A 12,093-nucleotide genomic window follows, 5' to 3' on the forward strand; every position below is an offset into this window, starting at 1 on the left:
ATAGAGAGAGGTCAGGCGACGAATGGTCGTCGCCCTGGAAGGTCAGCGCGGGCGCGCCACTTCCACCTTGACCTGCCATTCCCGCAGGCAGCGGGCGAAGGTCGGAGAGGGTTCCTGCTCGGTGAACAGCTGGTCGATCTGTTCCAGGCTGCCCAGGCGGATCATGGCGTTGCGGCCGAACTTACTGGAGTCAGCGGCGAGAAACACCTGGCGGGCGTTATGGATGATGGCCTGGGAGACGCAGACCTCCTGGTAGTCGAAGTCCAGCAGGGTGCCGTCTTCGTCGATACCGCTGATGCCCACCAGGGCGTAGTCGACCTTGAATTGCTTGATGAAATCGGCGGTGGCCTGGCCCACCACGCCGCCGTCGCTGCGTACCTTGCCGCTGGCGATCAGCACGTCGAAGTCGTCCTTGGCGCTGAGGATGTTGGCCACGTGCAGGTTGTTGGTGATGACCTTGAGGCTGCGATGCCCGAGCAGGGCATGGGCGATGGCCTCGGTGGTGGTGCCGATGTTGATGAACAGCGAGGCATGGTCGGGTACGGCCGCGGCCACGGCTTCGGCGATCAGACGCTTTTCCTCGCGCATCTGCCCGGCTCTCATGCTGTATTCGGTGTTTTCCACGCTGGAGTCGTGGGCGGCCCCCCCGTGGTAGCGCCGCAGCAGCCCGGCTTCGGCGAGCTGGTTGATGTCGCGGCGGATCGTCTGGGGGGTGACGGAGAAATGCTGGGCCAGCTCTTCGATGCTGACGTAGCCGCGCTCACGGACCAGTTCGAGAATCTGCTGTTGGCGAGGCGCCAGGCTCATTACGGCTTCCTTGAGGTGATCGAGTAAATTCACAGAGGATGCCGTAGCTCTTTCAAGGTGGAAAGCGCTTGTCGCGCAAAGCAAGACCGGCGTCGGAAGACGCCGGCCTGGTGGGGGGCGTCCGGAAGGCGGCCTGGCAATCGTCGGCCGCCTTCCGGTCGGATTCGGCTCAGTCCAGCGCCCAGCCGCGGGTACGCTCGACGGCCTTCTTCCAGCCCTTGTACAGGGTATCTCTCTTGCTCGGGTCGCAAGCCGGTTCGAACACGCGCTCGATGGTGCTCTTGCTGCGCAACTCGTCCAGGCTGCTCCAGAAGCCGGTGGCGAGACCCGCGAGGTAGGCCGCGCCCAGGGCGGTGGTTTCCTTCATTTCCGGTCGCTCGACCCGGGTGCCGAGCACGTCCGACTGGAACTGCATGAGGAAGTTGTTGGCGGTGGCGCCACCGTCCACGCGCAGGGACTTCAGGGCTTCGCCGGCATCCTGCTGCATGGCGTCCAGCACATCGCGGGTTTGGAAGGCGATGGATTCCAGGGTGGCGCGAATGATGTGGTCCACCTTGACGCCGCGGGTCAGGCCGAACAGCGCGCCGCGGGCATAGGGATCCCAATAGGGCGCGCCCAGGCCGGTGAAGGCCGGGACCAGGTAGACGCCGTTGCTATCGGTCACCTTGGTGGCGAAGTACTCGGAGTCCAGGGAGTCATTGATCACCTTGAGCTCGTCGCGCAGCCACTGGACGGTGGAGCCACCGTTGAAGATGGCGCCTTCCAGGGCGTAGTTGACCTCGCCACGGGGACCGCAGGCGATGGTGGTCAGCAGGCCGTGCTGGGACTGTACCGCCTTCTCGCCGGTATTCATCAGCAGGAAGCAGCCGGTGCCATAGGTGTTCTTGGCCTGGCCCGGCTCCACGCACATCTGGCCGAACAGGGCCGCCTGCTGGTCGCCGGCGATACCGGCGATCGGGATACCGGTGGTCTGGCCGCTGCCCAGGTGCGCCTGGCCGTAGACTTCGGAGGAGGACTTCACTTCCGGCAGCATCTCGCGCGGGATGTCCAGCACCTCGAGCATGGTGGCGTCCCACTCGAGCTTGTGGATATCGAACAGCAGGGTGCGCGAGGCGTTGGTGTAGTCGGTGACGTGGGCCTGGCCCTGGGTCATCTTCCAGATCAGCCAGGTGTCCACGGTGCCGAACAGCAGCTCGCCGCGGCGGGCGCGCTCACGGCTGCCTTCGACGTGGTCGAGGATCCACTTGATCTTGGTGCCCGAGAAATAGGGGTCGATCACCAGGCCGGTGGTCTTGCGGATATGGTCTTCCATGCCATCGCGCTTGAGCTGGTCGCAGATCGCGGTGCTCTGGCGGCTCTGCCAGACGATGGCGTTGTAGATGGGACGACCGGTGAGTTTGTCCCAGACGATGGCGGTTTCGCGCTGGTTGGTGATGCCGATGGCGGCGATCTGCTCGTTGCTGATGCTGGCCTGAGCCAGCGCCTCGACGAACACCGCGCTCTGGGTGGCCCAGATCTCCATGGGATCGTGCTCGACCCAGCCGGCCTGCGGATAGATCTGCGCGAATTCGCGCTGGGCGATGGTCACCACATTGGCGTTACGGTCCAGCACGATGGCGCGCGAACTGGTGGTGCCCTGGTCGAGCGCGACGATGTACTGCTTGTTCTGGTCGGTCATGGTCTTGTTCCTTGTTGTGATTCGCGGCGATCAGGACGCTTTGGAGGCGGAGGTCACTTCGGTGCGGGCACTGTCCTCGGCCTTGGCCGGGACGTCGCAGGCACCCGAAGCCAAGCCGGGCAGATGGCGGCAGATCAGCGCCTTGTAACCGGCGGCGCCCAGGCAGGCACCGACGATGGGGCCGAAGATGGGCACCAGGAAGTAGGGGATGTCGCGGCCACCGGTGAAGGCGATCTCGCCCCAGCCGGCAAAGAAGGTCATCAGCTTGGGTCCGAAATCCCGGGCCGGGTTCATGGCGAAGCCGGTCAGTGGGCCCATGGAGCCACCGATCACGGCGATCAGCAGGCCGATCAGCAGGGGCGCGAGCGGACCACGGGGCAGACCGTTGCCGTCGTCGGTGAGGGCCATGATCATGGCCAGCAGGATGGCGGTGATGACGGCTTCGACCAGGAAGGCCTGGCCAACCGACAGGGACGGGTGGGGATAAGTAGAGAAGACACCGGCCAGCTCCAGGCTCGCCTGGCTGCCGCGGACCATGTTGTGGGCCTGTTCATAATCGAAAAACAGGCTGCTGTAGAGGCCGTAGACCAGTGCCGCGCCGCAGAAGGCGCCGGCCACCTGGGCCAGGATGTAGGCCGGGACCTTGCGCCTTTCGAAGCCACCGAACAGCCAGAGCGCGATGGTGACGGCCGGGCTGAGATGCGCACCGGAGACCCCGGCGGACAGGTAGACCGCCATGCTCACGCCGACGCCCCAGATGATACTGATTTCCCACAGGCCGAGGGTGGCACCACCGACCTTCGCGGCCGCCACGCAACCGGTACCGAAAAAGATGAGGAGGGCTGTGCCGAGGAATTCGGCGATGCATTGACCGCGTAGCGTTGGAGCGAGAAGAGTACTCATGGAGGAGCCTCGTGGTTGTTGTATTTATAGGTGGCCGGTGAGCCATTTGTTCGCAACCGAAAATCTAATTTCAAATATGAAAACTGTCAAAGCTCCTGAGCGCAAAAACAGTGACGACGTTCGACAATTCATTGCCGATGCGACGCCGCCTGCTATTTTGGTCATAGGACTTCTGGCGACAACCGGCCCGTTGGCAGGTCTCAAGGTATAGCCGTCGCTGCTAGGGATCATCAGAGGCTGGGTGCCCACGTGACGTCGATGCTTGCTGTTTCTCTTCCTCTGCTCAGGTAGCGCGCATGCCCCTAGAATTTCATCAGGTCGATGCCTTCACCGATCAGCCCTTCCGTGGCAATCCCGCCGCGGTCTACCGCCTGGACAGCTGGCCTGCCGACGAGCTGCTGCAGCGGATCGCCACCGAGCACAATCTTTCGGAAACCGCCTTCGTGGTGTGGGAAGGGGACACCTGGCGCATCCGCTGGTTTACCCCGCGGACCGAGGTGCCCCTGTGCGGTCATGCCACCCTGGCTGCAGCGCACATCCTGTTCGAGGTCTACGGCGAAGTGGGCGACCGTCTGGAGTTCATCAGCCAGTCGGGCGTCCTGCGCGTGTTTCGCGAAGCCGATGGGCTGCTGGCGCTGGATTTCCCGGCGCTGGTACCCACGGAGCAGGGGGTGACTCCCGAGCTTGAGCGCGCCCTGCGAGTCTCGCCGGTGGATGCCCTGGCGGCGGACAAGCTGCTGGTATTGCTGGAGTCGGAGCAGGCGGTGCGTGACTGCAAGCCGGATCTGGCGGCTATAGCCCGGCTTCCCTGGCAAGGCGTCATCGTGACCGCGCGGGGGCAGGAGGTGGACTTCGTTTCGCGTTTCTTCGCCCCCGCGGTGGGTGTGGATGAAGACCCCGTCACCGGCTCGGCGCATTGCAGCCTGATTCCCTACTGGTCGCGACGGCTGGCCAAGCGAATGCTCACTGCGCAGCAGCTTTCGGCTCGGGGCGGCCAGCTCAGGTGTCGCCTCGAGGGTGACCGGGTCAGTATCGCTGGACGGGCGGTGACGGTCCTGCGTGGACAGCTGTTGCTGTAGCGGAAAGGCCTCGACGGCCTGGCGCAGCCGAGGCCTCTGCGGGATTCAGGCGTGCAGCGGTGGCTTGATGAGGAATTCGAGCAGCGCCTTCTGGGCATGCAGTCGATTTTCGGCTTCGTCCCAGACCACGGCGCGCGGATCGTCCAGCAGGGTGTGGCTGATCTCTTCCCCGCGGTGCGCCGGCAGGCAGTGCATGAACAGCACGTCGGGTGCGGCACCATCCAGCAGTTCGGCGGTGACCTGGTAGGGCTTGAAGGCCGCCAGGCGCAGCCGGGTTTCCTCTTCCTGGCCCATGGAGGTCCAAACGTCGGTACTGACCAGGTGTGCCTGGGCTACCGCCTCGCGTGGATCCCGGGTCAGCTGCACGCGGTTGCCGGCGCGTTCGAGAAAGCGTGGATTGGGTTCATAGCCTTCCGGGCAAGCGATGCGCAGGCTGAAGTCGAGCTGTTCGGCCGCCTCGATGTAGCTGTTGCACATGTTGTTGCCGTCGCCGATCCAGGCCACGGTCTTGCCACGGATATCGCCACGGTGTTCGAAGAAGGTCTGCATGTCCGCCAGCAGCTGGCAGGGGTGCAAGTCATCCGACAGGCCATTGATCACCGGCACCTGGGAATGAGCGGCGAAGGTGGTGAGCATCTCGTGGGCATAGGTACGGATCATCACGCCGTCGAGCATGCTCGACATGACCCGAGCGCTGTCCGGGACAGGTTCGCCGCGACCGAGCTGGGTATCACGGGAAGAGAGGAAGATCGCCTGGCCACCGAGCTGGATCATGCCGGCCTCGAAGGAAAGGCGGGTACGGGTCGAGGCCTTTTCGAAGATCATGCCCAGGACGCGATTGCGCAGGGGTTCGTGCAGCACACCCCGGTTGCGCAGGGCCTTGAGTTCGATGCCGCGTGCGATGAGTTGCCGGAGTTCCTCAGGGGAACAGTCCATGAAAGAGAGAAAGTGGCGAACCGTCATTTCGTTACCCTAGCGTCCCGTCCCGGTAACGGCCGTCCATGGAGGGCGCGGCGAACCTGAGAGCATGCCGTTTCGAACGGCGGAAAGACCAAAGGCGAAATGGTATAAGTTCATGTCGCATTTTACCACCATCGCAGGCCAGGCCCTTCATGCAGAGCGGCTGGCCTGAGACGGATCGGCGGGCGGTAGCCTTACAGCAGGTCGGCGGGAACGTTGCCGCCGTTGTCGGCCAGCTTCTGCAGGACGGCCTTGTGCAGCCACATGTTCATCTGGGCGGAGTCGCCCAGCTTGTCGGCCGGGCAGTTCAATTCCTTGGCCAGTTCCTGGCGTGCGGTCAGGCTGCTGTCCAGGTCGAGGAGCTTGAGCAGGTCGACGATGGAGGTCTTCCAGTTGAGCTGCTCGCCTTTCTGGGCGGCCAGACCGTCCAACTTGGCAGCGACGTCCACCTGGCTCAGGTGACTGCCAGCGCCTGCGGGGGCGTTGCTACCGGCGGGCGTGGTGGTCTCGGTGGCACCGGTAGTGGGCGCGGCGGCGGGGGTGTCCGCGTGGGCTTCACCGATGCCGAGCTTGGATAGGATGGTGCTGAACAGGCTCATGGAGTTCTCCTGGGGTCTTGGATCAGGCGCACCGAGCGGCGCCTACCCTTAACCTGACCACGGCCGCGCCTGCAAAGTTTGCTCGGCGGCGCTCCGGATCGTGGTCACGGTGGCGAACGGTGGTGCCGGAGCGTGGTCGATTTGCAGGTCGAGCCGCGCCTGTCATGGGCTGGACGTCGCGGAAATCCCGGCGTTCCGCCGGCCTTTCCGGTACAATCGTCCCACCGTATTAGCGAGGTGCATCGTGGAAATCATCGATACCATCAAAGACCAGATCGCCAACAATCCTGTGCTGCTCTACATGAAGGGTTCGCCGAACGCGCCTCAGTGCGGCTTCTCTTCCCGCGCCGCTCAGGTGCTGATGGCCTGTGGCGAAAAATTCGCCTATGTCGACATCCTGCAGAATCCGGAGATCCGCGCCAACCTGCCCAAGTACGCCAACTGGCCGACCTTCCCCCAGCTGTGGGTCGGCGGTGAGCTGGTCGGCGGCAGCGACATCCTGGCCGAGCTCTATGAGAAGGGCGAGTTGCAGACCCTGATCAAGCAAGCCGTGGAAGCCAAGGACGCCTGAGTCCCTGGCCCATGAAAAAGCCCGCACGCTGCGGGCTTTTTCATGGGCGGCTGCCTGATCAATCGTCGTCGTGCATCTGCGACTGGATGTAGTTCTCGATCCCGACGCTGGCGATCAGGCTCAGCTGTGTCTCCAGCCAGTCGATATGCTCTTCCTCGGATTCGAGGATGCTCTTGAGCATGTCGCGACTCACGTAGTCCCGCACGCTCTCGCAGTAGGTGATGGCTTCACGCAGGTCGGCCACGGCGCTGATTTCCAGGCGCAGGTCGCACTGGATCATCTCCTGGGTGTTCTCGCCGATCATCAGCTTGCCCAGGTCCTGCAGGTTGGGCAGGCCTTCCAGGAACAGGATGCGCTCGATCAGGCGATCGGCGTGCTTCATCTCGTCGATGGATTCCTTGTACTCGTGATGACCCAGCTTGCGGATACCCCAGTCGTTGTACATCCGCGAGTGCAGGAAATACTGGTTGATGGCCACCAGTTCGTTGCCGAGGATCTTGTTCAAATGCTGGATGACGGTGATATCGCCTTTCATGGCCGGACCTGCGAATGGGGTGGGATTGCCGGCAGTCTGAGCGTGGGAGGGCCCTTTGTCAAAAGCTTAAGTTGTTGAAAAATCGACGAAAATCGAACGGTAATCGAAAGCTTTTCCATCCATTCCGTAAGCGTTTGATTAGACAATAAAAAAGCCGGACCCAAGGTCCGGCTTTTTTTGCAGGGGCATCGCTCAGGCGCGCGGGACGTCCAGCGCATAGGCGAGCTGCTGGGCGCCGTGCAGCTCACCGAGGGTTTCCTTTACCACCTGTTTGGCGAGGCAGGCGCACTTGCCGCACTGGGTGGCGCAACCGGTGCTTTCCCGAACTTCCCGATAACTGCAGCAGCCGTCGTAGATGGCTTCACGAATCTGCTTGTCGGTCACGCCACGGCAAAGACACACGTACATGGATCGCCTGCTGTCTGAGTGGAAGTGCCGCCAAAGCTAATGACAATGAGAATGATTGTCAAAGTTGTAGGCGGCAAAATCTCATTAACGGCAGGGTGGGCGACGGACGGTCAGTCGAGATCGACCCAGCCGCCCATTTCCCGCCAGCGATTGACGATGCCGCAGAACAGCTCGGCGGTTTTCTCGGTGTCGTAGCGGGCCGAGTGGGCTTCACGGTTATCGAATTCGATGCCGGCGGCCTGGCAGGCCTTGGCCAGCACCGTCTGGCCATAGGCCAGGCCGGCGAGGGTGGCGGTATCGAAGCTGGAGAAGGGGTGGAAGGGATTGCGCTTCAGGCCGCAGCGCAGCACCGCGGCATTGAGAAAGCCCAGGTCGAAGCTGCTGTTGTGGCCGACCAGGATGGCTCTCTTGCAGCCGTTAGCCTTGAGCGACTTGCGCACGCCCTTGAAGATCTCGCCGAGCGCGTGCTCTTCGCCCACCGCCATGCGTAGCGGATGGTCGAGCTTGATGCCGGTGAACTCCAGCGCTGCCGGCTCGATATTGGCACCGGCGAAGGGTTCGACGCGGAAGAAGTAGGTGTGGTCCGGATAGAGCACCCCGTCCTCGTCCATGGCCACCGTGGTGGCGGCGATTTCCAGCAGGGCGTCGGTGGCGGCGTTGAAGCCACCGGTCTCGACATCCACCACCACCGGCAGGTAGCCGCGGAAGCGGCGCGCCATGGGGATGCGCGAGTCGGACATCGGCTGGCTGGCGTCCAGTTCGTCGCTGAAGGTCTCGTCCATGCTCATGCGCCCACCTCCAGACGCCAGCGCAGCGTTTCGCCGGCGCGCAGCGGAATCACCTCGTGGTCACCGAAGGGCAGGGAGGCGGGGGCCTGCCAGTCCTCGCGAACCAGGGTGACGGTCTCGGTATTGCGCGGCAGACCGTAGAAATCGGCGCCGAAATGGCTGGCGAAGCCTTCCAGGCGGTCGAGGGCATTGCGGCTCTCGAAGGCCTCGGCATAGAGCTCCAGGGCGCCGTAGGCGGTGTAGCAGCCGGCGCAGCCGCAGGCCGCCTCCTTGGCGTGGCGGGCATGGGGTGCCGAATCGGTGCCGAGGAAGAACTTGGGATCGCCGCTGGTGGCGGCGTCCAGCAGGGCGCTCTGGTGGGTGTTGCGCTTGAGGATCGGCAGGCAATAGAAGTGTGGCCGGATCCCGCCCACCAGCATGTGGTTACGGTTGTACAGCAGGTGGTGGACGGTGATGGTGGCACCGACGTTGGCCGGGGCCTCGCGCACGAACGCCGCCGCGTCGCCGGTGGTGATGTGCTCGAACACCACCTTCAGCGTCGGGAAGCGCTGGACGATACGCACCAGGTGCTCGTCGATGAATTGCTTCTCGCGGTCGAAGACATCCACCTCGGCATGGGTGACCTCGCCGTGCACCAACAGCGGCAGGCCGATCTCGGCCATGGCTTCCAGGGTGGGAAAGAGGTTGTCCAGCGAGGTCACGCCGGAATCGGAATTGGTGGTGGCGCCGGCCGGATAGAGCTTGGCGGCGTGCACGAAGCCGCTGGCCTTGGCGCTGCGTACCTCTTCCGGGCTGGTGCGATCGGTGAGATAGAGCACCATCAGCGGTTCGAAGCGGCTGCCGGTCGGGCGCGCGGCCAGGATACGCTCGCGGTAGGCGGCCGCCTGCTCGGTATTGCGCACCGGTGGCACCAGGTTGGGCATGACGATGGCGCGACCGAATTCCCGAGCAGCGTCGGCGACGGTCTGCTGCAGGGCGGCGCCGTCGCGCAGGTGAATGTGCCAGTCATCGGGACGGGCAAGGGTGATCCGGTCGGTCATGCGGGATTCCAGGATGCGGGAAAGTGGGGAAATGCTACCGGAAAAGGGGGTGGCCGGCACCCGTGCGGCGGGACCGCGCTCAAGTTTTCCGCGCCTTCGACCGATAAGAAGCCCAGGTACTTTTTCTTTCCGGAGTCCGACGTGCGCCCGCGTTACCTCTTCCTTTCCTTTCTGCTGCTTGCCGTGCCGGCCTGGGGGATGACCTTCCAGAGTCGGCTCGAGAGCGTGGAATGGAAGGTCGAGGGCGACATCTTCGCCTGTCGCCTGCTGCAGCCCATTCCGCGCTTCGGCAGTGGCGGCTTCCTGCGCCGCGCGGGCGAGTCCACGGTGTTCGAATTGCGGCCCAATGGCCAGTGGTTGCCCGCAGGCAGTGCCAGCCTGAAGGCGGCGGCGGTGCCCTGGAAGCCGGGGCTGGGCGATATCAGCCTCGGCTCGGTCAAGGTCGTCGAGGGCGAGCAGGCCCTGATGACCAGCGCGCAGCAGGCTCAGCGCCTGCTGGCGGGGTTGATGGAAGGGCGCATGCCGCAGGTCAGTCGGCCGGGTACCCTGGATGATCGGGTTGAGGTACGGCTGCTGCCCGTGCGCTTCGAGCCGGCCTATCAGCAGTTCCAGGCCTGCACCCAGAAGTTGCTGGCGGTCAACTTCGAGCAGATCCGCCATTCCCAGGTCGGCTTCCCGGGCGGTGGCGATACCCTGGACGACATCGCCAAGGCCAAGCTCGATCTCATCGACGAGTACCTGAAGGCCGATCCGACGGTCAATCACGTCATCGTCTCCGGCTACAGCGACAACCAGGGCACGCGTCTGGACAACCGCCAGGAGTCGCGGTTGCGCGCCATCGCCGTGATGGAATACCTCAAGAGCAAGGGCTTCGCCGCGGAGCAGATCGAACTGCGCTTCTTTGGCGAGCAGTATCCCGTGGCGTCCAACAGCAGCAAGGCCAATCGCGCGCTCAATCGCCGGGTGACCCTGGTGTTCTCGCGGGTGCCGGCAAGCAGCGAACCAGCGCCTGCGCCAACCACCAGCACCGCGGCCAATCCGGCCGAACCGCCGGCGCCCACCCCGGCACCGCCGGCCAAGCCCAAGGGCTGATCCGCCCCGACCGCATGTCGCCCAGGCGTCAGAGTGCGTCGCGCCCCTGTAAAAGCAGCGAGGCGACCAGTAGAATTGCCGCTTTCCGACTCAACGCAACACACGGGAGCGAACGGCATGGCGGATGTGAAGAAGGTAGTCCTGGCGTATTCCGGCGGCCTGGACACCTCGGTGATCCTCAAGTGGCTGCAGGATACCTATAACTGCGAAGTGGTGACCTTCACCGCTGACCTCGGCCAGGGCGAGGAAGTCGAACCAGCGCGCGCCAAGGCCAAGGCCATGGGCGTCAAGGAAATCTACATCGACGACCTGCGCGAAGAATTCGTCCGCGACTTCGTCTACCCGATGTTCCGTGCCAACACCGTCTACGAAGGCGAGTACCTGCTGGGCACCTCCATCGCCCGTCCGCTCATCGCCAAGCGCCTGATCGAGATCGCCAACGAGACCGGCGCCGATGCCATCTCCCATGGTGCCACCGGCAAGGGCAACGACCAGGTGCGTTTCGAGTTGGGCGCCTATGCGCTCAAGCCGGGCGTCAAGGTGATCGCGCCCTGGCGCGAGTGGGACCTGCTGTCCCGCGAGAAGCTGATGGACTACGCCGAAAAGCACCAGATCCCGATCGAGCGCCACGGCAAGAAGAAGTCGCCGTACTCCATGGACGCCAACCTGCTGCACATCTCCTACGAGGGCGGCGTGCTGGAAGACACCTGGACCGAGCACGAAGAAGACATGTGGCGCTGGACCAAGTCCCCGGAAGCCGCGCCGGACACCCCGACCTACCTGGAGCTGACCTATCGCAACGGTGACATCGTTGCGATCGACGGCCAGGAGCTGAGCCCGGCCACCGTGCTGGCCGAACTGAACCGCATCGGCGGCGAGAACGGCATCGGTCGCCTGGACATCGTCGAGAACCGCTACGTCGGCATGAAGTCCCGTGGCTGCTACGAGACGCCCGGTGGCACCATCATGCTCAAGGCCCACCGCGCCATCGAGTCCATCACCCTCGACCGCGAGGTGGCTCACCTCAAGGACGAGCTGATGCCCAAATACGCCAGCCTGATCTACACCGGCTACTGGTGGAGCCCCGAGCGGCTGATGCTGCAGAAGATGATCGACGCCTCCCAGGCCAGCGTGAACGGCGTGGTACGCCTGAAGCTGTACAAGGGCAACGTCATCGTCGTCGGCCGTAAGTCCGACGAGTCGCTGTTCGATGCCAACATCGCCACCTTTGAAGAAGACGGCGGCGCCTACAACCAGGCCGACGCGGCGGGCTTCATCAAGCTCAACGCCCTGCGCATGCGCATCGCCGCCGGCAAGGGCCGCACCCTGCTGTAAGGGTCGCCCTGCAATGCGAAACCCCAGCCTCGGCTGGGGTTTTTCATGGTCTACAGATCAAAGTCGTACTCGGAGATCTGCCGCTTCAGGCGACGCTCTTCGAGCATGTCGTCGATCAGTCGCCGCTTGGTCAGATTGGTCTTGCTGATGACGATGGGCTCGACGGTTTCGGGCGTCTCGCCATCGGTCTCGAAATCTTCGTCTACATCGATGTCGCTTTTGTCTTCGGCCATGGGTAACTCCTGCAAGGCTGGACAGGGTCACACGCCAGTCATCGACGGGGCTGCGGACCTTTTCG

General features: G+C 63.9%; 14 protein-coding genes. 4 read left to right on the forward strand and 10 right to left on the reverse strand.

Features of this window, described 5'->3' with window-relative positions; all coding sequences use genetic code 11:
* Positions 1–42: 42 nt before the first annotated feature.
* From RCF34_RS10475 to RCF34_RS10485, 3 genes are all read right to left on the reverse strand, one after another.
* Positions 43–807 (reverse strand): DeoR family transcriptional regulator, encoded by a 765-nt coding sequence (locus RCF34_RS10475; protein WP_308708091.1) that lies wholly within the window; start codon positions 805–807, stop codon positions 43–45.
* Between the two features lie 169 nt (positions 808–976).
* Positions 977–2,485 carry a glycerol kinase GlpK gene (glpK, locus tag RCF34_RS10480; RefSeq protein ID WP_308708092.1) on the reverse strand — a complete coding sequence of 503 codons (1,509 nt, stop codon included), beginning with the start codon at positions 2,483–2,485 and terminating at the stop codon, positions 977–979.
* 30 nt (positions 2,486–2,515) lie between these two features.
* Positions 2,516–3,388, reverse strand: coding sequence for an MIP/aquaporin family protein (locus RCF34_RS10485; RefSeq protein WP_308708093.1), 873 nt, complete (start codon positions 3,386–3,388; stop codon positions 2,516–2,518).
* Between the two features lie 296 nt (positions 3,389–3,684).
* Here RCF34_RS10485 and RCF34_RS10490 point away from each other — a divergent pair, with 296 nt between their 5' ends.
* Complete coding sequence (locus RCF34_RS10490) at positions 3,685–4,467, forward strand: PhzF family phenazine biosynthesis protein (RefSeq protein WP_308708094.1); 783 nt, start codon at positions 3,685–3,687, stop codon at positions 4,465–4,467.
* Positions 4,468–4,512: 45 nt separating this feature from the next.
* Here the strand turns inward: RCF34_RS10490 and argF are convergent, their stop codons facing one another.
* Positions 4,513–5,430 (reverse strand): ornithine carbamoyltransferase, encoded by a 918-nt coding sequence (gene argF, locus RCF34_RS10495; RefSeq protein ID WP_308708095.1) that lies wholly within the window; start codon positions 5,428–5,430, stop codon positions 4,513–4,515.
* A 191-nt stretch (positions 5,431–5,621) separates the two neighbouring features.
* A complete protein-coding gene (locus tag RCF34_RS10500) occupies positions 5,622–6,026 on the reverse strand; it encodes a DUF3597 domain-containing protein (RefSeq protein ID WP_308708096.1) in 405 nt (134 codons plus the stop codon).
* 244 nt (positions 6,027–6,270) lie between these two features.
* Here RCF34_RS10500 and grxD point away from each other — a divergent pair, with 244 nt between their 5' ends.
* Positions 6,271–6,597, forward strand: a complete 327-nt coding sequence (gene grxD, locus RCF34_RS10505) for a Grx4 family monothiol glutaredoxin (RefSeq protein ID WP_308708097.1) — start codon at positions 6,271–6,273, stop codon at positions 6,595–6,597.
* Between the two features lie 58 nt (positions 6,598–6,655).
* On the opposite strand, the gene bfr is transcribed toward grxD, so the two are convergent.
* The 4 genes from bfr to pyrC all read right to left on the reverse strand — a co-directional run bounded on the left by bfr (position 6,656) and on the right by pyrC (position 9,368).
* Entirely contained in the window at positions 6,656–7,132 is a 477-nt protein-coding gene (gene bfr, locus RCF34_RS10510; protein WP_017640309.1) for a bacterioferritin, read from the reverse strand.
* Positions 7,133–7,324: 192 nt separating this feature from the next.
* Positions 7,325–7,540 carry a bacterioferritin-associated ferredoxin gene (locus RCF34_RS10515; protein WP_183630476.1) on the reverse strand — a complete coding sequence of 72 codons (216 nt, stop codon included), beginning with the start codon at positions 7,538–7,540 and terminating at the stop codon, positions 7,325–7,327.
* A gap of 110 nt (positions 7,541–7,650) precedes the next feature.
* A complete protein-coding gene (gene rnt, locus RCF34_RS10520) occupies positions 7,651–8,322 on the reverse strand; it encodes a ribonuclease T (RefSeq protein WP_308708269.1) in 672 nt (223 codons plus the stop codon).
* Between the two features lie 2 nt (positions 8,323–8,324).
* Positions 8,325–9,368, reverse strand: coding sequence for a dihydroorotase (gene pyrC / locus RCF34_RS10525; RefSeq protein ID WP_308708098.1), 1,044 nt, complete (start codon positions 9,366–9,368; stop codon positions 8,325–8,327).
* A gap of 141 nt (positions 9,369–9,509) precedes the next feature.
* Here pyrC and RCF34_RS10530 point away from each other — a divergent pair, with 141 nt between their 5' ends.
* Positions 9,510–10,460 carry an OmpA family protein gene (locus RCF34_RS10530; RefSeq protein WP_308708099.1) on the forward strand — a complete coding sequence of 317 codons (951 nt, stop codon included), beginning with the start codon at positions 9,510–9,512 and terminating at the stop codon, positions 10,458–10,460.
* A 117-nt stretch (positions 10,461–10,577) separates the two neighbouring features.
* Positions 10,578–11,795, forward strand: a complete 1,218-nt coding sequence (locus RCF34_RS10535; RefSeq protein WP_133859418.1) for an argininosuccinate synthase — start codon at positions 10,578–10,580, stop codon at positions 11,793–11,795.
* 50 nt (positions 11,796–11,845) lie between these two features.
* Here the strand turns inward: RCF34_RS10535 and RCF34_RS10540 are convergent, their stop codons facing one another.
* Complete coding sequence (locus RCF34_RS10540) at positions 11,846–12,028, reverse strand: PA3496 family putative envelope integrity protein (protein WP_064307213.1); 183 nt, start codon at positions 12,026–12,028, stop codon at positions 11,846–11,848.
* Between the last annotated feature and the right edge of the window lie 65 nt (positions 12,029–12,093).

The organism is Pseudomonas sp. 102515 (assembly GCF_031085165.1).
Taxonomy (GTDB): domain Bacteria; phylum Pseudomonadota; class Gammaproteobacteria; order Pseudomonadales; family Pseudomonadaceae; genus Chryseomonas.